General features: G+C 60.9%; 21 protein-coding genes. 17 read left to right on the top strand and 4 right to left on the bottom strand.

The genetic code is table 11. The annotated features are described in order from the left end of the window. The first annotated feature begins 1 nt into the window (after nucleotide 1). The 12 genes from cpaB (at nucleotide 2) to GGD61_RS08915 (ending at nucleotide 11,463) form a co-directional block, all read left to right on the top strand. The gene (cpaB, locus tag GGD61_RS08970) at nucleotides 2-967 is read left to right on the top strand and encodes a Flp pilus assembly protein CpaB (RefSeq protein ID WP_092253241.1); all 966 of its coding nucleotides are present in this window, start codon (nucleotides 2-4) and stop codon (nucleotides 965-967) included. Next, entirely contained in the window at nucleotides 967-2,172 is a 1,206-nt protein-coding gene (locus GGD61_RS08965; RefSeq protein WP_092253239.1) for a pilus assembly protein CpaE, read from the top strand. Before cpaB ends, GGD61_RS08965 begins: the two co-directional genes overlap by 1 nt. Beyond that, nucleotides 2,169-3,593 (top strand): CpaF family protein, encoded by a 1,425-nt coding sequence (locus GGD61_RS08960; RefSeq protein WP_092253237.1) that lies wholly within the window; start codon nucleotides 2,169-2,171, stop codon nucleotides 3,591-3,593. Before GGD61_RS08965 ends, GGD61_RS08960 begins: the two co-directional genes overlap by 4 nt. Beyond that, nucleotides 3,590-4,522 carry a type II secretion system F family protein gene (locus GGD61_RS08955; protein WP_183230543.1) on the top strand — a complete coding sequence of 311 codons (933 nt, stop codon included), beginning with the start codon at nucleotides 3,590-3,592 and terminating at the stop codon, nucleotides 4,520-4,522. The genes GGD61_RS08960 and GGD61_RS08955 overlap by 4 nt, the downstream gene beginning before the upstream one ends. Next, on the top strand, nucleotides 4,519-5,427 hold the full coding sequence (locus GGD61_RS08950) for a type II secretion system F family protein (protein WP_018318132.1): 909 nt from the start codon (nucleotides 4,519-4,521) through the stop codon (nucleotides 5,425-5,427). The genes GGD61_RS08955 and GGD61_RS08950 overlap by 4 nt, the downstream gene beginning before the upstream one ends. Nucleotides 5,428-5,429: 2 nt before the next feature. Continuing rightward, a complete protein-coding gene (locus GGD61_RS08945) occupies nucleotides 5,430-6,077 on the top strand; it encodes an isoprenylcysteine carboxylmethyltransferase family protein (protein WP_018318131.1) in 648 nt (215 codons plus the stop codon). Nucleotides 6,078-6,127: 50 nt separating this feature from the next. After that, complete coding sequence (locus tag GGD61_RS08940) at nucleotides 6,128-6,559, top strand: hypothetical protein (RefSeq protein ID WP_049814884.1); 432 nt, start codon at nucleotides 6,128-6,130, stop codon at nucleotides 6,557-6,559. A gap of 8 nt (nucleotides 6,560-6,567) precedes the next feature. Next, nucleotides 6,568-7,905, top strand: coding sequence for a pilus assembly protein TadG-related protein (locus GGD61_RS08935; RefSeq protein WP_092253233.1), 1,338 nt, complete (start codon nucleotides 6,568-6,570; stop codon nucleotides 7,903-7,905). Continuing rightward, on the top strand, nucleotides 7,902-8,321 hold the full coding sequence (locus GGD61_RS08930; protein WP_018318128.1) for a TadE family protein: 420 nt from the start codon (nucleotides 7,902-7,904) through the stop codon (nucleotides 8,319-8,321). The genes GGD61_RS08935 and GGD61_RS08930 overlap by 4 nt, the downstream gene beginning before the upstream one ends. Nucleotides 8,322-8,754: 433 nt before the next feature. Beyond that, entirely contained in the window at nucleotides 8,755-10,434 is a 1,680-nt protein-coding gene (locus GGD61_RS08925; protein WP_183230542.1) for a type II and III secretion system protein family protein, read from the top strand. Between the two features lie 12 nt (nucleotides 10,435-10,446). Further along, nucleotides 10,447-10,845 carry a hypothetical protein gene (locus GGD61_RS08920; protein WP_092253229.1) on the top strand — a complete coding sequence of 133 codons (399 nt, stop codon included), beginning with the start codon at nucleotides 10,447-10,449 and terminating at the stop codon, nucleotides 10,843-10,845. A gap of 168 nt (nucleotides 10,846-11,013) precedes the next feature. Then, nucleotides 11,014-11,463, top strand: coding sequence for a tetratricopeptide repeat protein (locus GGD61_RS08915; RefSeq protein ID WP_246919628.1), 450 nt, complete (start codon nucleotides 11,014-11,016; stop codon nucleotides 11,461-11,463). Between the two features lie 37 nt (nucleotides 11,464-11,500). Here the strand turns inward: GGD61_RS08915 and GGD61_RS08910 are convergent, their stop codons facing one another. Next, nucleotides 11,501-12,271 carry a hypothetical protein gene (locus GGD61_RS08910; RefSeq protein WP_177236951.1) on the bottom strand — a complete coding sequence of 257 codons (771 nt, stop codon included), beginning with the start codon at nucleotides 12,269-12,271 and terminating at the stop codon, nucleotides 11,501-11,503. Between the two features lie 482 nt (nucleotides 12,272-12,753). Here GGD61_RS08910 and GGD61_RS41420 point away from each other — a divergent pair, with 482 nt between their 5' ends. The 4 genes from GGD61_RS41420 to GGD61_RS08890 all read left to right on the top strand — a co-directional run bounded on the left by GGD61_RS41420 (nucleotide 12,754) and on the right by GGD61_RS08890 (nucleotide 16,711). Further along, nucleotides 12,754-13,404: a response regulator transcription factor gene (locus GGD61_RS41420; RefSeq protein WP_092253227.1), complete on the top strand. Its 651-nt coding sequence runs from the start codon at nucleotides 12,754-12,756 to the stop codon at nucleotides 13,402-13,404. 57 nt (nucleotides 13,405-13,461) lie between these two features. Continuing rightward, entirely contained in the window at nucleotides 13,462-15,231 is a 1,770-nt protein-coding gene (locus GGD61_RS08900; RefSeq protein ID WP_177236950.1) for an ATP-binding protein, read from the top strand. A gap of 256 nt (nucleotides 15,232-15,487) precedes the next feature. Further along, nucleotides 15,488-15,889 (top strand): hypothetical protein, encoded by a 402-nt coding sequence (locus GGD61_RS08895; protein ID WP_092253223.1) that lies wholly within the window; start codon nucleotides 15,488-15,490, stop codon nucleotides 15,887-15,889. 90 nt (nucleotides 15,890-15,979) lie between these two features. Then, nucleotides 15,980-16,711 carry a sulfite exporter TauE/SafE family protein gene (locus tag GGD61_RS08890; protein WP_092253221.1) on the top strand — a complete coding sequence of 244 codons (732 nt, stop codon included), beginning with the start codon at nucleotides 15,980-15,982 and terminating at the stop codon, nucleotides 16,709-16,711. Between the two features lie 215 nt (nucleotides 16,712-16,926). Here the strand turns inward: GGD61_RS08890 and GGD61_RS08885 are convergent, their stop codons facing one another. The 3 genes from GGD61_RS08885 to GGD61_RS08875 form a co-directional block, all read right to left on the bottom strand. Then, complete coding sequence (locus tag GGD61_RS08885) at nucleotides 16,927-17,379, bottom strand: VOC family protein (protein ID WP_183230541.1); 453 nt, start codon at nucleotides 17,377-17,379, stop codon at nucleotides 16,927-16,929. Nucleotides 17,380-17,411: 32 nt separating this feature from the next. Next, entirely contained in the window at nucleotides 17,412-17,621 is a 210-nt protein-coding gene (locus GGD61_RS08880) for a hypothetical protein (RefSeq protein ID WP_092253216.1), read from the bottom strand. A gap of 262 nt (nucleotides 17,622-17,883) precedes the next feature. Further along, nucleotides 17,884-18,813 (bottom strand): LysR substrate-binding domain-containing protein, encoded by a 930-nt coding sequence (locus tag GGD61_RS08875; protein WP_092253214.1) that lies wholly within the window; start codon nucleotides 18,811-18,813, stop codon nucleotides 17,884-17,886. A gap of 149 nt (nucleotides 18,814-18,962) precedes the next feature. On the opposite strand from GGD61_RS08875, the gene GGD61_RS08870 reads away from it, so the two are divergent. Further along, nucleotides 18,963-20,714, top strand: coding sequence for an acyl-CoA dehydrogenase family protein (locus GGD61_RS08870; RefSeq protein WP_210311011.1), 1,752 nt, complete (start codon nucleotides 18,963-18,965; stop codon nucleotides 20,712-20,714). Nucleotide 20,715: the final 1 nt, after the last annotated feature.

Genomic DNA, 20,715 nt, shown 5'->3' with positions numbered 1-20,715 from the left:
AATGTCATCCGCGCTGCGTCTGTCGATCATCGTGGTGCTTTTGCTTGCAACCACAGCGTTCGGATTGATCGCCTATAGCATGAATCTGCCGAAGGCGCAGACTCCGGTCCCAGTACAGGTGACAGCGGCGCCCCTCGCGCCGGCGGCGCCAGCGACCGCCGGGTACTTTGTCGCGGCACGACCATTGCCGAGGGGGACGTTGGCCCGCGAAGAGGATTTCGCCGTCCGCTCGGTGCCACCGGAGCGCGTTCCCCAAGGGGCTATCCTTGAAAACCCCGAGTCCAAGGCCGGACTTCCCGGTTCACTCATCCGCAACTTCGTCGAAGCGGGCAGTCCCGTTACGTTGCAGGACATCCTGCGTCCGCGGGATCGAGGTTTCCTCGCCAGTGTCCTGGCGCCAGACAGCCGTGCCATCAGCATCAAGGTTGACGAGGAGGCCGGTGTCTCGGGCCTCATCAGGCCAGGCGATCACGTCGACGTCGTGTTGACCCAGGTCTTCGAGAAAGTCGATACCGCGCGCCGCGCCCTCAGCGAAACCGTTCTGCGTAATGTTCGAGTCATCGCGATTGATCAGGAGATCGTGCAGGGCGCGCGACCCATCAGCGGGATGGCAGGTAAGCAAACCCAGACCGTGTCACTGGAGCTTACGCAGGTGCAGGTCAAGAAAGTCACTGTCGCAAAGCAGCTCGGGACGCTTTCCTTGGCCGTGCGCGCAGCAGTCGATCAGTGGGACAAGGCAGACACCGGCGCGATGTCGAGCTGTGATGTGTCGCCTGAACTTGCCCGCCAGTATGCAATTTCCGCACAGAGAACGGCAGTGGTCGTTCATTCAGGCGGCGAGGTCAAGCAATACACGGTCAGGAAGCAAGAGGAAGACGCTCTCGTCAGCTGCGACGGTGCATCGGAAGCTGTACGCCCGACTGCGACGGCGGCGGGTTACGATAACAGGTTGTCGGAGAAACGGTGATGAACATTGCCATAGCCACCCCGCCTGAAGAATCGACGTCGATCGTTACGCGTAACCGCATCATCGGCTTCGTAAATGACGAACTCAGCGCCGCGGCGTTGCGCAAGGGGCTCGAGGGCGCCAATCTATCGATCAGGCGCGGCACGATCCGCAATGCCATAAGGATGCTCGAAACCGACACGGATCTGTTCGCGCTGGTGGTAGACATCAGTGGCATCGATGATCCCTTTACTGAACTGGAAAGACTGGCCGGCGTCTGTCCGCCCGATGTCCGCGTAGCCGTGATTGGCGACAACCGGGAGATCACCTTCTACCGTGAGCTCCTGGAGCTCGGCTTGACCGAGTATCTGCCGCGGCCGCTCACGCGCGATCTGGTGCTGGACAAGCTGCGCCCCAAGCTTCTCGGCGACGTCGCAGCCAACCAGATCGATCGTGGCGGGCACGTGGTCTCGATCTGCGGGGCGCAGGGCGGCGCCGGCGCCACGAGCATCGCGATCAATCTGGCGCTGCAGCTTGCCGAGACAACCAAGGCGAAGGTGGCCCTGCTTGATCTTCATCTGCAGGGCGGCGAAGCCGCCGTGATGCTGGGTGTTCGTCCCGGGCCGGGGCTGCGTATCGCTCTGGAAAATCCGACGCGGGCGGACACACTCTTCCTCGAGCGCGCGGCAATCGAAGTCAACGAAAGGGTTTGCCTGGTCTCGGCCGACGAGGACCTCGATGCGCAGCTCGAAATTACGGAAGCTGGCATACGACACGTGCTGGGTCTGCTGCGTCAACGGTTCAACTACATTGTCGTCGATGTACCCGTCCCGTTTCCGCCGTCGATTTATCCCGTGATTGCGCTTTCCCGTCATGTGATGGTGCTGCTCGAATCCGAGGTGACCGGACTTCGCAATGCCCATGCGCTACGCACCGCCGTGATCAACATCGCGGGCAAGGACCGGGTCTTTACCTTGCTCAACCGGGCCGGTCGTCCCGGGGGCCTTCCGAGGGCGGCGGTTGTCAAGGCCTTGGGTGCAGAGCCCGATATCGTCGTTCCCGATCTCGGCAAGGGCATGACCGAGGCGCTCAATCTCGGAATTCCAGCTCTGAAACACGTCAGAAAATTGCGGCGTCACCTGGCACCGATCGTGCGGGAGATCAGCGGTGTCGCTGCCGAGCGGGTTAGCTGGTGGAGGAGGGTGCTCACAGCACATCTGCGATGAAGAAGTTTGGTAGGCGCGAAGACGACGCACCAGCTCACGTATCTGCATTGGCGGCAGGTCTCCCTGCATCTGCGATAGGCTTGCCTTTGCCGTCGCCCAGCGCGGCTGCATCCGCACCGAGCGTGCCGTCACCTGCGCCAAGGCGCGACGAACCAGCGATCCACCAACCCGTCATCCCGCCTTCGCTGCGTGAGCGGGTGATTGAGCAGATCGAGCCATCGGTGGCCGCAACCGTCTCGCGGGAAGTTCTCCGGCGGCAGATTGAAGAGATCATCCATCACATTGCCAACCAGGAACGGCTGGAGCTGTCGGGCCGCGAGCAGCTGCAGCTCGCGGACGAAATTGCCGACGACATGACAGGTTACGGGCCGCTCCGTCCGCTACTGCTGGACCAATCGATCAGCGATATCATGGTGAACGGTCCAAGCAATATCTACGTGGAGCGAAGCGGCAGGCTGGAACGAGTCGCGGTGCGCTTCCGCGACAATGACCACATCGCCTCCGTCGCTCAGAAGATTGCCGCGCAGGTTGGTCGGCGCGTCGACGAATCCAGTCCGATGGTGGATTGTCGCCTGCTGGACGGCAGCCGGGTCAACATCATCCTCCCGCCGCTGGCGATCCATAGTCCGTGCATTTCCATCCGAAAATTTCCAAGCCGCCGGTTGGACATCGCCGGATTGATTGAGAACGGCTCGATGACCGCGGCCATCGGTCAATTGCTGGAGATCGCCGCCCGCTCGCGGCTCAATGTTCTGGTATCCGGCGGTACCGGATCCGGTAAGACGACGCTCCTGAACGCGATGAGTCAGTTCATCGATCTCACCGAACGTATTGTCACGATCGAGGACGCGGCGGAGTTGCAGCTTCAGCAGCCGCACGTGATCAGCCTGGAGACCCGGCCTCCCAGCCTCGAGGGCACGGGTCAGGTGACACAACGCGATCTGCTGGTGAATGCCCTGCGCATGCGTCCCGACCGGATCGTCGTTGGCGAGGTGCGCAGTGCCGAAGCATTCGACATGCTGCAGGCGATGAACACCGGCCATGATGGTTCGATCTCCACGGTACACGCGAATAGTACCCGGGATGCCCTGACCCGCATCGAAAACATGGTGCAGATGGGACAGGTCAATCTTCCGTCGCGCGCCATTCGAAGTCAGATCGTCGCTGCGCTGGATCTCATTGTGCAGGTCGAACGCATGCGGGACGGACAGCGCCGCATCGTTCAGATCAGCGAGGTGATCGGCCTTGAAGGGGAGGTGATCACCACCAATGACATCGCAGCCTTCGAGTATCAGGAGGAGGATGTGAACGGGCGGATATCGGGCAGCTATAAGTCCAACCTTGCAACTCCGAAGTTCAAGAGCCGTCTCGTCTATTTCGGGCTAGATGGTGCTTGGGCCGAGGCCATGAGGCAAATATGACGCTGGAGTCCGTGATCGTCACTGTTCTGGCGCTCGCGATGTGCGCAGCGGCCGTTTCGTTGTGGCTCGACGCTCGGGAAAGACGCATCAATCGCCGGTTGGCGGTTGCTCTGCCAACGTCGCATCCGGCTAACCTGCCATCCATTCGCCGCTTGGAGAGCGGGTCCCAGGATCAGTTTCTCAATCGGTTGTCCAACTACAATCCCGATATACCTTACACGTTGCATCCGGCCTATGTGCTGCTTGCCGGTGCATTCGGAGCAGCAGCGATCCTTTATGCGAACAGCCAGCTGGGATATTCCATTGTCTACGTGTCCATTGTAGCCGCAATCGCGGCCCTCATTGTGATACGAGGCCTGTTCGGATGGCAGCAGCGTCGCTTCGCTCTTCAGCTTTTTCGACAGCTGCCTGATGCGATCCAGTTGGTGACAAGTACCGTGCGTTCGGGTCTGCCTGTGCACGAGGCATTTCGTGCCCTCGCGCGCGATATGCCGCAGCCAACGGCCGGGCAGTTTGCCATCGTATGCAGCGAAGTGAATTTGGGAAGACCCCCCGAGGAAGCTATCCAAGCTGTCTATCGGCGAACGCAGGTGGCGGAGTATGCGATCTTTGCGGTGACACTTGCCGTGCAGTTGAAGTCCGGTGGCAGCCTGGCCGAGACCTTGCAGAACCTGGGAGACACTGTCAGGCAACGTGTTGCGCTGGCCGCTCGCGCCAAGGCGCTGGCAGGAGAGGTGATCTTTTCCTCACGAGCGCTGACAGTCTCCCCCTTGATTGCAGGTGGGGTCCTGTACGCAGCCAATCCGCAAACGGTTGATCTGTTGTTCACCGATCCGGTTGGAAACAAGCTGCTGGCTTACGCAGTCCTTTCGGTGCTTGTCGGAGCCCTGGTGATAGGCTGGATGGTCAGAAGGGAAACAGAACTATGACCTCTGGTCTCAGTCTGGTGGCCCTCGCAGTCGTGGCTGCAACCGCGTCCTGCATGTTGATTATCCGCGAAATACACATTCGTACATTGGACGCCCGGGTATCAAACGCCGTGATGGGCGTTGCCGGCCGGTCTGCACCCTTCCAGGATTTGACCGGTTGGTTTTCGTCACTCGGCATGCGGTATCGTCGCTTCTACGCTGAGGAAAATCTGGATCAGCTACGAACCATCCTTCAATCGTCAGGTTTCAATCATCATCGAGCCTTGCCGACCTGGATCGGTGTCAAAGCCGTCAGCATGGCGCTATCCCCGATCATCGCCGGGTGTGTCGCTCAGCTTTTCGGGAAGGCACTGCTGGATGTGATGGTCTTCACCCTTATCGGCTTGGCGATCGGGATTCTAGCGCCGCGATTGATACTGGCGGTACTGAAGCGGCGGTTTGATGCCGCCATTCGACTGGGCACGCCGGACATGATCGATTTGCTGGTTGTGTGCAGCGAAGCGGGAATGGGCCTGGAAAGCGGGCTGGCACGCGTCGCGCAAGAAATGCAAGAGACCAATCCCGCTATAGCCCGGGTCATGAGCGGCCTTCTTGATGATCTCCGGATCCTGCCAAGCCGCAGCGACGCATTCGAGAAACTGGGATCTACATCGGATGGGCTTCGCCGATTCGGAATCATGGTCGGCCAAAGCCTGCAATACGGAACGCCGGTGGGGCAGGCTCTGCGGAGTATCGCCGTCGACCTCCGGCGCGAACGTATTACCAAGCTTGAAGAAAGAGCACACAAGTTGGGCGCCAAGCTGACCATTCCGATGGTGTTGTTCCTGCTTCCAGCCATGTTCGTCATTTTGGGTGGAAGTCCCATTCTGCACCTCGTGCGTTCGTTCGCCAGCTTCGGCAAGTAGCCATGAGCACGATCGCCCTTCCGAAAACGTCCTCTTACGACCGGACAATGCAGCTGTTCGGCGGCATGTGGTTCATGTTGCTGGCGCTTGGCGTGGCGATCAAGATCGGATCATCGGCTCATGATCCTTGGCCGTCGCTCCTGTCGAGTGTTTGCCTCGCTGTCTTTTACGTGCTCCTGGCGCTTTTGGTCATCACGCGGCCGCCGGCGAAGGCGCAAGCGAACGGCCGTCTCCCAAGGATAGCGGCGTTCGTCGGCACCTATATGCCCTGGACGATCGCCTTCTTCGGCGAAACCGACAAGGCGTTGCCAAACCTGGCGTCCACCGTGTGCGTGTTGATCGGCATGATCATGATGTTGGTCACCATCCGACATCTTGGCAGGTCGTTCAGTCTGGTGCCACAGGCGCGCAACGTGGTGCAAACGGGTCCGTATCGATGGATCAAGCACCCGCTCTACCTTGCGGAAGAAATCGCCGTGTTGGGTGTGGTGCTGAGAAGCCCGACGCCGCTGACAGCGGTCCTGCTCGTCTTGCATATCGGCGTTCAGGTTTGCCGGATTTATTACGAAGAGGACCTGCTACGTCGCAACTGCCCGGAATATTCTGGTTACGAAGCATCGCGCTGGAGAGTGATCCCTTACGTTTGGTGAGTTCTGTTCCGGTCGACGACCGGAAGGTGAGTATCGGTCGAGGTCAACTCATGAGCCACAAGAGGTCGTTCGTCGTGGATCAGCGCGGCGCCGTCGCATTTGAGACATTGATCGTCTACCCGGTTTTGGTGGCGTTCCTGCTCATGCCGCTCGCCGACCTGGCTGCTGCGGGCTTCCAGTTTATCTCCGCATGGAGCGCATTGCGCTCCTTCGGGCAGTATGTGCAGTACGCTAATCCGCTCGCCCCTGACGGCACGGTGAGCTGGAAGACAGGGCTACAGACGACAGTCGCTGGTCATGCGATCAGCAACCTTCAGGTTTTGTGCGGAGACGCAGGAGCCACCTGTTCGCCAGGCAATCTGGCTTCTCCCAAGTACATTACATTTTCGACAACCATCACTTTGGCTCCAATTGTGTGGAGAGGGGTGCTGTGTCCCACCACGTGTACCTACACGCTGCCTTACTCAGAACGCTTCCAGTAGGTGCTTCCATGCGTAGTCTGCTCCGTTCCCAACGAGGCTCCGTCGCATTCGCAACGGTCATCGCTCTCGTGCCGCTCATCGGAGTAGTCGCACTCGGGGCTGAGGCCGGATCGTGGTACGTCACCCGTCAGCATGCGCAGAACGCCGCCGACTCGGCCGCCTATTCGGGCGCATTGCGGCTTTCATGTATCATGGTGGGTGCGGCCTGCGACACGTACTCAGTGGATTATCGCGGCAAGGAATTCGCGGCACAGAATGGGTTTTGCAACTCAAGTCCCAACGACGCTACCGGCTATCCGGGCAGAACTTGTCCGACAAGCCTACCGACCAGAATCTCGCGGGCCGTGCAGATCGATATCGGCGATTACAATGGGACCACGTTCACAACGCCACCTGCAGGCACCGGCAACGCCGTTCGCGCTAGAGTCAGCCAGCAACAACCGGCGTACTTGGCGGCAGTGCTGGGTTTGACCACCGTCGACATCCCCGCCCAAGCCATTGCAGTGGTTCAGCAGCCGACCAAGGCCTGCGTCCTGGCGCTTGGACCTGACTCAGGCGCACTCAAGCTTGCTGGTAACCTCAGCAACAACGGAACTGGCTGCGCTCTGATGTCGGATACCAGTGTTCAACTTGCCAGCACTCCAACGTTCACCGGCTCGGGATGGGCAGTTTATGGTGTAAATGGCTGCACCCCCTCAAGCAGCTGCAGCAATGTTGGCGTACCGTACAACTATTTCATGACGTACGCTAACAATCCGCTCAGCAAACTGGACACCGCATCGTTCAACAGCAGAACGGGCAATACAAATATGCCATGCACCCTTCAGGCGGATGGCTGGAAGCATTGCGCGCCGAATAGCGCGGGGACTGGAGCTTACGGCAGTTTCACGGTGCAGAACGGCGACAAGTACGTTTTGGACCCGGGAACATATGTCTTCTACAAGGCAAACATAAAGGTCACCGGCGGACAACTGAAAGGCGCGGGCGTAACCCTCGTCTTGCTCGGAGACTCGCAGCTTACCATCAACGGCGGTACGGTTGATCTCTCCGCACCTGCCACTAACACGTTCTCCTCTGATCTAAATGGCGTCCTGATTGATGATCAGGCTCCGAGCAAGACCAGCAACAAGGTCACCATAAACGGTGGCGGTCTGGTGAGCCTGGGCGGGGCTATCTACTTCCCCAACGTCGACGTTAGCTGGGCCGGTACGACTGCCAGTACGAACACGACCTGTTCGCAAGTGATCGCCAAAACGCTCGACATGAGCGGTGGCGGCTACCTCAGCACGGAAGGCTGTGCGCCGGCCACCATCGTATACACCCAGGTTGTCGCTTTGGTGCAATGATGAGAAAGCTCGACAATCGCGGTATGGCGCCGTTTGAATTTATCATGGTGTCCGTGGCGCTTTTCACATTGATGTTCGCCATCTTCGATCTTGGGCGCTATGCCATCACGATGCAATCCTTGCGGACGCTCGCGAGTGCTGGCGCCCGTGCGGTCATGATCAGCTGCTATACGCCTGCGTTGCTTCAAAGCCCGCCGCAGTCGCCGGCCGGCTGCACCGGGGATCCCCTGTCCACCGCTGCCAAGCAGAACGCGGCCCCCTTCCTGTTTTTCGGTGGTCTGACGCCAACGCTGACCGTGGGGGCCAACAGCAACAGCTTGAGCGTTACAGCTTCCCAGGCAAACTTCACGATGCTGATGCCCATATGGGGCGCAGCGCTCAATGCGCCGAGCGCCTCCAACCAAATTCCCTTCTAGCACAAATATGGCAGTACGACTGACATGTTTCGCTCGACAGCTTTTCGTGGACGCGGCGTGCGGACCAAACGCGCGGGGGCGGAATTACTCGGCCAGGCGAATCGCCAAGCTGCCACCGACTGTCCTTCGATCGCAAAGCCACGACGAGAGCGCGCGCCAAGAGCGGTTGTGCTGCGGGATAGTTCCCCACAACCAGTGAGAATGATGCGCGCTGGCAACATCGAAGGGTTTTCTTTCTGCTTGCGGCGGTGCGGTAAGTATCTCGTCTTGCAAGCTGCCTGCATGAGGGAGGATGATCTTGGAAACACGAAGTAACGAATTGTAGTGGGACAGATTGTAAGCTCTGCGACGTGGTGCGCAGAGGGGAAATGTTGAGGACGTCGGGCACGTAGATTTGCGGGGATCTCCGTGGATCGCAGTGGGGGGACTGGGGATGAGTGGCGATCGCGTATCGGGTAACTGGGCCGGGAGGCTTCTCGCCTTCGGCGTGATGGGTCTGGGCGCGGCACTCGCCTCCTCTGGGTTCGCCGACCGCGCGGCGGCTGCAGACCGGCGGGGCTCCTCCGGTGGCGTCATCGTCAGCGAGATGAATGACGTCCAGCGGGTCAAGCTCGTCGTCAACAAGTCACGTACCTTCAAGGTCGACACGGCCTTTGCGACGATCGTGGCGGGTTCGTCTGACATCGTCGACGTGAAGTCGCTGAGCGATCATCTCATCTACGTGCAGGGCAAGCAGACCGGCACCACCAATGTCATCCTGTTCGACAGCTCGATGAAGCAGATCGGGATCCTCGACGTCGAGGTCGTGATCGATACCGGCAATCTACAGCAGAACATCCGGACCAGCACCGGCGGGCAGGGTATCCGCGTGTCGGCTTCCGAGGGCCAGGTGGTGCTCAGCGGGGTCGCCGCCGACGCAGTTACGGCCGAGCGGGCCATGGCGATCGCCACAAGCACGGTCGCGAAAGGGGGCGTCGTCGTTAACGCGATGAGCGTCGCGGCGCCGCAACAGGTGATGCTCGAGGTGCGCTTTCTAGAGGTGAGCCGGGAGGCTGGACGCAACCTGGGCGTCAATCTGTACGCGGCGAATGCCAATGGTACCAACGTCGGCAATACCGGTCTTGGTTCAACCACGGCCGTCGGGCGGGCACCCATCGGTGGCGTCAATAGTCTCACTAGGGTACCCACCACCGGCGGCACCAGTAACCTTAGCGCCAGCAGCACTCCTGTTGGCGCCAATCCTGCTGGCAGCCTTCCGATACTCGGAACACTCGGGACGCTCGCCGGTACTGCGGGAGGCATTGCGCCGGCGCCGTTCGGAAGCTTGTTGACCAGCATTATCAGGACCAGCAGCGGGGGCTCGGTGGACCTGTTGATCTCGGCGCTGGAAACCAAAGGATTGGCACGCCGGCTGGCGGAGCCAAATCTGACCACGCTGTCCGGCGATGCCGCCCGCTTTCTCGCCGGCGGCGAGTTTCCAGTGCCGATACCGACCCAGACGCAGAACGGCTTTCCCACCATCACAATTGACTACAAGAAGTTCGGTGTTGAGCTCGCCTTCGTCCCCACTGTGCTCTCGCGCGGTGTGATCAATCTTCGCGTCGAGCCGTCGGTCAGCGAACTTGATTTCGCCAACGCTGTGACGATCCAGGGGACGACCGTTCCTGCGCTGACCCGCCGCGACGCGCGAACCACGGTTGAGTTGCGCGATGGCCAGAGCTTTGCCATCGCCGGCCTGTTGCAGACCCGCAATCGCCAGGACGTCTCGCAGTTGCCTTGGATCGGCTCGGTGCCGGTGATTGGAAGCCTGTTCAGCAGCAAATCGTATCAGCAGGAAGAAACCGATCTGGTGATCATCGTGACGCCGCGCCTGGTCGCGCCGGCGGCACCCGGTCAGCAACTGGCGTCGCCACTCGACTCCCGCCTGCCGGCCAACGACGTCGATTTCTTCCTCAATGGTCAGATGGAAGTCCGCAAGCGGTACAATGACTACGTCAATTCGGGAGGCGAGGTGAAGGGGCCGTATGGCCACATCATCGCGCCTGAAGTCAGGACCCCCGTCGTCGTCCCGGCCGCGAGTGCCGATCAGACGGTCGTCAAAACTCTAAACTAGAGGACGCGCGAGATGACGATCAGGTATCTGGCTCTGTTTGCGCCCTTCCTCCTCGGGGGATGTTACGGCGTCGCCGGTCATGACGAGGTAGACCGCTACTTTCAGCGTTCCGACAGCATCACGATGACCGCCGGCGATGCCAAGCAGGTCAACGCCGTGACCCATACAATTCATCCATGGCCGCGATATGTCGGTGATCGCCGGATCGCATACGACGCTCGACGTGTGGGCTCGGCCGTGACGCGTTACGGCAACCAGCAACAGCCGGTGGATCAGCTTCCCGACATGGGCGATCCGACGAAACTCATGGGCCAACGGCCTCCGGTCACGCAGAATGTCAACGTAACTGGATTGGGTGCTGGAGCATCGGCGGGAGTATCGGTGCCAGTCGGCGGGGCAGCGGGCAGGTAGCGGCTTCTGGTAAATGAGTTGAGCGACGGGACAGTTGAGTGCGGTGCAGTGCGTCCGCTGGGCCGGGCGGGGGACAAAATTATGCGACGTGCCATTCTACTGCTGACCTGTTGCTGGCTGGCGCCAGGCCTTGCGGCATGTGACTATACCACGAGAGAGGCTGCCATCGTGGCTCCCGTCGAGCCACCGGGTGGGGACCCGGTGCAGGAGCCGACGGACGTCAAGTACTACCCGTCGGACGAGCCTGTGCGGCTGGGCCTGGAGCATTACAATCGCGGTAGTTACGGGCTCTCACAGCGCTATTTCAAGGACGCCGTCGAGAAATCACCCAAGGACGTCACGGCCTGGATTGGTCTCGCAGCGAGCTACGACAAGCTGCGTCGTTTCGACCTGGCCGATCAGGCCTATGCCCAAGCGATCCGGCTGGGAGGCGAAACCGTTCAGATCCTGAATGACCAGGGGTACTCGTACATGCTGCGCGGCAATCTGAGTGCGGCGCGACGGAAGTTCGAGAAGGCCTATTCGCTCGATCCAGGTAATCCGGTCATCGCCAATAACCTCGAGCTCCTCAATGGCAGCCGGCGGTTCATTGAAAGACCACCAAACAACCAGCCTTAAGTGGTCGATCGGCTGCTGCGATCGCGGCCAGTTCTCGTCAGTTTGGCCCAATCACAGCATCAGCGTGACGGCTGCCGCTCCGGATGATGACAACAACGCCATTGCGAACGGTAAATCGCGCGCCGAGCAGTTTCCGCACCTTCTCCGTGATCGGAGAGGGAAAGGGAACGGTTTCTCCCACGACGGGTTCGCCGACCTTTATCGTCTCAGTCGCGGGGCCAGCAACTGGTGCAGGCTTGATATAGTCTCGGATAAGCTGAATCTCTTCACGTGACAGGATGAGCGGAGCCTGGTCAGGTTGGGTCTCCGACGGCGGCTTGGGTGTTCCGCTGCTTGCCTTTTCACGTATCTCATTGGTGCTTGCGATCTGATCGAGCCTGGCTACGCGTAGCTTGAGCGCGATGATGTCACGTTGCAGTGTTGCGATCTCCAATTTGCGCGCGTTGACCTGCATGAAGACGATGATCGCGCAAACGCAGCTCACGATGAAGCCGACACTCAGCAGTGCGATCAGCCAACGCTCGAAGTTTCCCATCGACCCTCCGGTCGTCCGGGGGAGTTGATCGCGCTGGAGATGGCGCCGCCAGATGCGGCGTCCTCGGTCGATCCAATTGGTAGAGCCCGTTACGCCGGTCGCCGCCTGGCCCGACCCAAAATGCGCAGGCGACGAGGTGGCTTCCTCGCGGGCCGGATCGACGAACGACGTCGTGTCGACTTGCTCAAGCTCTGGATTCTCGGGAACGCGATCCGCCGTCGTCAGATGGGCGGCAGGATGGAAGGGATCCATCTGCTTATCGAGCCGGCCCATCTCCGCTCTCCATGCAGCCATCTATCAACTTCAGCAGTTCCGCCGACGCGGCTAGAATAGGGTACCCGAGGATTCGATCAATCGAAACGGAAAAGGCTCTAAGCCGCGGAGCCGCTCGAAGCGGTAGCTTCAAGAGATAGGGTGCCAACTCGATGCCAGGGTTCACCCGCGCGGATGCTCCGACCACGCAGAACTCGGCAACCACCCTCGCATAGTAAGCACAACCATAAGTAGTAGAATGCCCGCTCTCTTGAAAAGCCGGAATGCGGGCGTCGGCCGCCAGAAGAGATTCAAATCCGACGGAGAATCGCACAGGATCAACGTCCACTTGCCGCCAGCGGCGCGACACGGCTATGGGGCAGGGCCACCGAAAATTGCCTAGGTGACCACGTCCGGCAAGTGGATTGGTGGATTGCCAATCCTTGATTGAAGTTGATTGATACCCTAATACCGTTGCTGACAGGCAACACAGGTGCGGACCGGTGCGGACGATCATTGCTGACGATCACGCGATCATGCGGGAAGGTCTGAAGCAGCTCCTGTCGACCGTGGACGATCTTATTGTCAGCGGAGAGGCGGCGGACGCAGAGGCTGTTCATCGGCTTCTGAACGAAAACTCCGCCGATCTTCTCATCCTTGATCTCGGCATGCCGGGTGTGAGCGGCTTTCAATTCATAGCTCACCTGAGAACCGTTTGGCCGGGGCTGCGGGTTCTTGTCCTCACCGCCAATGTCGAGCCGCGTTCCGTTCGAGCAGCTTTTTCCGCGGGCGCGAGCGGCTATTTGACCAAGAGCGGCGATCCGTCCGAACTCGTTGCTGCGATCGATGCCATCAGAAAAGGCAACCTCTATGTTGCGGAGGAGGTTCGCTTTGCAGTGGACCACCATGACGGCCCGAACGAAATCCCGGAGCCGATCGCCGCGATCGTATCTCCGGTTGCGCTGACAAGGCGTGAGCGGCAAATCCTGGCGATGATCCCTCACGGCGCCACCAACCGCGATATCGCCAGCCGTCTCGGCATCAGCCCGCTCACCGCCCGGAAACATCGCGAAAATCTCATGCGGAAGCTTGACCTGCACAATGGCGCTGAGTTGACCGCCTACGCGGTTCGTCTCGGCCTTCCAGCGGGTTAGCGCAACGGCAACTCGCAAACGAAGCCGCCGCACCGGCCGGCGCGCGGAGAGGTCTCGATGCAAGAGGACAAGATACGCGAGGCGCTCGTTGAACTCCTGTATCGCAATTCCTATGGAGTGGTGGCTTCCAACGTCCTCATCTCCCTAGCGGCAGCGTCCGTGCTGAGGAGCGCTGTACCGGCAAGCTGGTTGATCGGATGGCTCGGCGCGGTGTATCTGCTCACCGCCATACGCGTCCTGGCGGCGCGCCGGTTCTTCAAGCGGGTTAGAGAGCCGACCTCAGTGTTGCGATGGGCTTGGCTTGCGGCTGCGTTTTCCTGCGTGTCGGGCCTGCTGTGGGGAATGCTCGGTTGGGTTGGCTTCCGTCCCGAGGAGCCCATTCTTTTTTCATTCACTGCTGTTGTCTTGACCGGTCTGATCTGCGGCACGGTTCCGTCGCTCTCGGCCTTTCCGCCTGCTTTGGTCGGCTCGATCGTCGCAACGATGCTGCCATTCACGGTACGCTCGATCACCAATGGAGGCGATATCTCCGGTGCGTATCTCGCCCTGCTCGCCGGGCTTTTGACCATCAATCTCTATTACTGCCGTACGACGTACCGCATGCTGCATGAGAGCATCAGGTTGCGTTTGGAAAATGTCGAGCTCGTTAGCCACCTCCAGGAAGAACGCGACCGCGCACAAGCCGCGGACCGCGCGAAAACGCGTTTCCTCGCGGCCGCCAGTCATGACCTGCGCCAGCCGATCCATGCCTTGAGTCTTCTGATTGCCACGCTGGCGGCGCTGGGCCACCGCGGCGTTGTCCAGCCCGGCGATGCACGCGATCTGGCAGGCAAGGCAAAATCCATCGTCGGAAATCTCAGCGCCCTTCTGAACGGACTGCTCGACATCTCCCGGCTTGATGCCGGCGTCGTCACTGTTGCGAGGGAGACGGTGAATCTGTCCCAGCTTTTCAACCAGCTCAGCAATGAATTCGCTCCCGAAGCGAAGGATCGCGGCCTGGATTGGCGTGTCGTTGAAAGCCGTCTCCAGGTGGACAGCGATCCCATGATGCTGAAACGGGTCCTGGGCAATCTGCTGTCGAACGCCTTTCGATACACGAGGTCCGGTGGCGTTCTGCTCGGTTGCCGCAGGCGCGGTGCCTCGGTGGAAATCCAGATATGGGATACCGGCCCCGGCATTCCCGCAGATCAGCAAGCGATGATCTTCGAGGAATTCGTGCAGTTGCAGAACCCGGCGAGGGATCGCACCCAAGGCCTTGGCCTTGGCCTCGCCATCGTTCGCCGCACCGCCGCACTGCTGCAACATCCGCTGAAGCTGGTTTCCGTCGTCGATCGCGGTTCGATGTTTTCCGTTACGGTTCCGCAAGCCAGTGCAGTGGCGCCTCCCTTGCCCGATCACAGCGCGCCACCTGCAGATATCACCATCAGCATCATGGTCGTGGAAGACGAGGGGGATGTTCTCGATGTCATGGTGCGGCTGCTCACGCTGCAGGGCCATCGGGTCTATGCCGGCCGGTCTGCAGCCGAGGTGCAACAGATTCATGCGGAGGCAATGGCGACCGGCGATGCGCCGGTCGATCTGATCGTCACCGACTACCGCCTCGGAGGTGGTGCTACTGGCCAGGACGCAATCGAGGCTCTTTGCGACTATATCGGCCGCTCCCTGCCTGCCATCATCGTGACCGGCGATACCTCGCCGGCGCGCATCAAGGAAGCCAGCGCCAGCGGTCATCGTATTCTCCACAAGCCGATCGCCGGCGAGCAATTGAATGAAGCGATTGTTGCCGCCTACGTAGATCGCAAGCAATCAATCAAGAGCGGCTGCTAAAAGCACGCGTAGCTTGCTACCAAAATTGGCGATCAACCGGCCACGGTTGAGGTTGTATCTCCGCGCGGACGCCCACCGCGCCACTACCTGTGGCGACAAAGGTCTTTCGGCTTTCCCTTCCAGCCGGGTACGAAATACGACATCTGCCGTATCGCTCGCGGATTGCCTCAGTGATATCCATGTGGATGTCATTGCCGCCGTCGCTGGGTACGGTGCTATTTCGCCCAGCAGCGATAATCAATTTCGAGTTTAAAGCATGACGCTCGAATATGAGAAGCAGACGATGTGTCATCAATCGCGCGATTTAGCTCCCTCAATATCTATTTTCGACAGCAAGGTGCGAAGCGTCCTCAAAGATATTCTCGTCTCCCTTCACGTATCGCGGCGCCTTGGAGCGAAACGCGTAATCGGAGAGTACCGGCATTTGCTTGCGAAGGACTGTGCTTCGTTGAATTTTCGGACGCGCACAATGCGTAATCTGGACAGGGGAGTTGCCGATAACCCCCGCGCCCGGCGAGCAGCGCCACCTCTCAAGGCGTGGACAATGGCTGTCCTGGTTGGCTTCGGCATTTTGCACGTCGTCGGAGAACGCACGCTGCATCAGGCGCCGAGTATTCGACCGATCGAGCCGGCAACGGCAGCGATCCAAGGCGACTAGATGGATTGGTTGTTTGTCGTTTGAGTGAGCTCGAACGACCCGACGCTGTCCCGCCATCCACGACGACCAGCATCTTCAGGAAGCGGTGTCATGTCCGACATAGCGGTTTATCTTGTGCTAAGCGGGGCGGTGTTTGCAGGCGCGTTCGTGTCTGGCCTTTCCGGGTTTGCGTTCTCGGCGGTCGCTGGCGCCATCCTGCTACACGTGTTTCCGCCTATCGAAGCTGTGCCGTTGATGATGGCCTGCAGCATCACCGTGCAAGCCGCCAATCTGTATGCGCTCCGCAAGAGCATGCAATGGAGAACCAGCCTGGTTTTCATCGCTGGTGGACTATTAGGCGTTCCAATTGCGATCTATCTCCTGCAGAACGTGGATACAGGTATTTTCAGATTGGGATTTGGAGCGCTCGTGTCGCTTTACGCGGCATACGCCCTGATGCGGCCGACGGCTGCCTACTTGCGTCAGATGGAGAGCCAGAGCAGGAACGCTCTGGTGGGGTTTGGCGGCGGCCTGGTCGGCGGGTTGACAGCGATGCCTGGCGCACTTCCTGCGATCTGGTGCGATATTCATGGTCTTCCGAAAACGCAGCAGCGCGGCCTGGTTCAACCCTACATCGGGGTCATGCAACTTTTTGCCCTCGCTCTCATGCTTTCGCACCACAGCCTCTCGTTCAAAGTCTTGATCGACTTTGGCATTTCTCTGCCCGCCTTAGCTGCGGGAACGGCTGCAGGTATCGTCTTGTTCGGTCGAATCAACGAAGCAGCCTTCAAACGTATCATCCTTGGCTTGCTGCTGTTTTCGGGAATTTGCCTTGTGATTTAGCAGGACCTCGTGGGAAGGCATGCGTGCTTCTGCGTGCGCGCCGATCCGGGCCGGCTGCTCATCTGCGCGAGCACGGAATTGAAGTTGTCGCCGACCTGCCGGGTGTGGGCGAAAAGACCGTCAGCCGTCACGTCCACGAAATGTCAGGGCAGTGGCTGGAGTTTCCGCAGCATGGTCGGCGACGGTATCGAGCGGAGGAGCGGTGTCCAGGGGCCTCATCCCCCGAAGCCATAGTAGTCACGCACCACGGTCTCGCGGAGCTTGCCCGGCTCGAAGATCTCGATGACGACCCCGTCGGGTGCGCCGAGCATGAAATAGCCGCCGCCTCCGCCCAGGCGGCGGATGGGATTGGGAATATGCAGGCCCGCAGCGGTCATGCGTTCGTAAAGCTCGTCGATGCCGACGACCTGCATGCCGAGATGATGGACGGCATTCTTGCCCTCGCCGCGTGGCAACTGGTCATAGAGATGCAGGGCGCCGATGCCGACCTTGATGAAGACGTTGCGGGCACCGGCAACGTCGCCATCCCACTTCACCTCGGCATCGAACCACTTCTTGTAGAAGGCGATTGTCGCATCGACGTTGGATGCGAACAAATGCACATGCTGCAGGTGATAGCGCTGCTTGGTGCCATAGGGGTACTGCCACTCGTTCTCGGGTGTCGTCATGCTGTCCTCGGATGTTGAAGTCGGATATCGGATTAGCGCTTCACGAGCGGGCAAGTGCTCTCGGCCAGCGGAATGGTCACGTCCTGGGCCGGAATCGTGCGGAGGATCTTGTAGAGATCCCACTCTCCCTTGGAGTCCTTGGGGGCCTTGCCTCCGGCGAGGTACATGTCGCAGACGACGCGGCCGTCCTCGCGGATCGTGGCGCCATGCGTGAAGGCGCTCTCGATCCGGGTTGCGCGCATTTTGCGACGACTTGATTTGCGTCGTCCGACCGGTCGCCTCCACGGCCTGTAGATAGTGACGCACCGGCTCATAAACGCCGATCTGCGTGAAGGTCGGCCGCTGTCCCTTGCGCCCCGGGCAATCGGAGCAAGCGCGCGCGACGAGCATCCCGAATACAGCCTCATCCGGCGTTCCCCCATCATTGCTGTGGGAGGGTCTGTGTCAGAGCCGGTTCAGGCTGGCAAACGAGGTTTTCGCGGTGTCCCTTGAGTGAAACTCAACTCAATCGTTTGCACGCTTTCGCGAGGATGTCCTGGCCGCCGCCTTGTTGGCGCCCTGTTGCTTGCAGGCGTTGCAGAGCCACGTGGCAAAGGCCGCGACCGCCGGATCGTCCGCCATGCGTTGCTCATATTCGAGCACGAAGTGGCGCCGCGTCGGCCGGACCACGGGATGCGCTCTGACGAGATTGAGTTGCGCAAGGTCCGGAGCGAGCAGGCTCTCGATGGCGATGGCGGCGCCGAGCCCGGCCGCAGCGGCCTCGATCGCGAGCCCCAGATTTTCAAAGCTGCTTCCGCCGCGGATCGGCACCTTGGTGAGCTGCGCGTGGTCCAGCCAGCGGCGCCAGTCGTCGGGCCGCGGCCTGTTGTGCAGCAGCGGAACGGACGCGAAATCCAGCGCGCCATCCTTCAGCAGAGCTGGCGAGCAGACCGGCACGGTGGCGATCGGCAGCAGAGGCCGGGTGACGAGGCCGGCTCTCGGCTCTCCGTCCGAGACGGCAATGACGGCATCGTAGCGGCTGGCAAGAAGATCAACCGGGTTGGCGCTGGTGTGCAGATCGATCTCCAACTCGGGATGTGCCGCCTTGAGCCCCGGCCATATCGGCAGGAGAAAACGCGACAGGAAGAATCCGTAGACGCCGACGGATAGCCGTCTGAACTGCCGCAGGTGCAGGCCTTCAGCGGCATCCGCAATGCGATCGAGGGCCTCGCGGGTGGAATCGGCGAACGCCTTGCCGGCCGAGGTCAGGACGAGGCCGCGCGACCCCCGCAGGAACAGCGCGGTGCCCATGCGCACCTCGAGTGCGCGGACGTGCCTGCTGACTGCGCCGACCGTCACGTTCAACTCGTCGGCGGCTCGCGTGATCGACAGGTGTCGTGCGGCCGCTTCGAATGCCCGCACGGCATGGAGTGGAGGAAGTCGTCGTGAAGCCATGATGGTGCGCCCCGCGGGATGACCGGGCCTTGAGTTTCGCTCAAGGCGCCCGCCCAAGAAGTCGTTTGCGTGGAGCGCTGTCAAGTCATACCCGAACACTGGCCCGGGGTCCGCCCCGCCCAAGATACGTCCGTCCGGAGAGGAAGCTCATGACCGTTCATGCCGGTTTGGCCCGTCGCGAAGCGTCGTCCCGACGCTCGATCGCGTTAGCGCCCACCTGCCGTGGGCTGAACTACTTTGCGATCGACCGGAGCATTCGGGATCTGCTTCCCCTGTACATGGAAGCGCCGCTGCTGGCGCATCTCGGGCCGCATCTCGCCGAGCTTGGCGCGCTTGCCGGAAGTAAGCTCTACGATCTGTCCGATCAGGCCGAGCGCCATCAGCCGGTGCTGCATCCGCGCGATGGCTATGGCCGCGATGAGGAGTGGGTCGAATACCACCCGGCTTACCGGGAGATGGAGCGGATCGCATTCGGACAATTCGGTATGCACGCGATGTGCAATCGAGGTGGCGTGCTGGGCTGGCCCTCGGTGATGCCGCCGATCGCAAAATACGTGTTTCACTACCTGTTTTCGCAAGCCGAGTTCGGCCTGCTGTGCCCGGTGAATCTGACCGACAGCTCGTCCGAGCTGGTGCGACGTTTCGGCAGCGACGAGCTTCATAAGCGCTATCTGCAACGCATGTGGAGCCAGGATCCGGCCACGCTGTTCAAATGCGCGCAGTTCATGACCGAGAAGGCGGGCGGCTCCGATGTCGGTGCGGCCGAACTGACCGCCGTGCGCGATGGCGCGCATTGGAGGCTCTATGGTGAAAAATGGTTCTGCTCCAACGCCGATGCGGAGCTTGCCGTGTTGCTGGCACGGCCGGAGGGCGCAGTCGGCGGCGGGCGCGGCCTTGGCCTGTTCCTGATGCCGAAGACGCTGCCGGACGGCAGCCGCAACGCCTATCGCATCGTGAGGCTCAAGGACAAGCTCGGCAGCCGCACCCTGGCCAGCGGCGAAATCGTGTTCGATGGAGCCGTCGCCTATCAGCTCGGTGAGCTCGATCAGGGCTTGAAGCTTATGCTGGTGATGGTGAATTCCAGCCGTGTCTCGCATCTGGCGCGCGCCGCCGGCATGATGCGCCGCTGCCTCAACGAAGCGCTGCAGGCCTCCCGTCACCGCAATGCCTTCGGCCGCGCAGTGGTCGATCATCCCCTGATGCGCCGGCAGCTCGTCAAACTGATGGTGCCGACCGAGCAGGCGCTGTCCGCGCTGCTCTATTCGGCAACCGCACCGGAGAAGGTGCTGCGGCTGCTGACGCCGATCGTCAAATACCGGGTCTGCCGCGACAACGTCACGGTGGCGACCGGTGCGATGGAGGCGCGCGGCGGCAACGGCTATGTCGAGGACTGGCCGAACGCACGGCTGATGCGCGATGCCCATCTCGGCCTGATCTGGGAGGGCACCAGCAACATCAACGCGCTCGATGCCGTGCAGCGCGCCGTTGGAAAGATCGGCGCGCACGCCGCCCTGCGCGACGATCTCCTCACCCGGCTCGCGGATACACAGGGCATTCCCGGACAGTTTCGCACGCGGCTCGATGGCGCGGTCAATGGTGCGCTGCGCTTTGCGGAAGAGGTCGCGTCCCGCAAGGAGAATGAGCGCTTCTGCCGGGCCGCGGCGGGCAAGCTCTATCACGCTGTCACCGCCGCGCTGTTCATTCAGGAGGGATTGCGCCTGGGTCTATCCGGCGGCGACGCCCGCCGCCTGCTGCTCGCGCGCTTCGTGCTGGAGCACCGGGTGCAAGAGCCGAACACGTTGAACTTGGAGAGCCAGCGCTGGGAGGACGAGGCCATCGACCTGCTGCTGGATGAGGCGCCAGTGCCGTTGTCGCGCGCGGCCGCGCTGCTGGTGAGGTAAT

It is taken from the genome of Bradyrhizobium sp. SBR1B (assembly GCF_014198205.1).
GTDB lineage: Bacteria > Pseudomonadota > Alphaproteobacteria > Rhizobiales > Xanthobacteraceae > Bradyrhizobium.
This window is presented reverse-complemented; position numbering and strand designations above follow the sequence as displayed.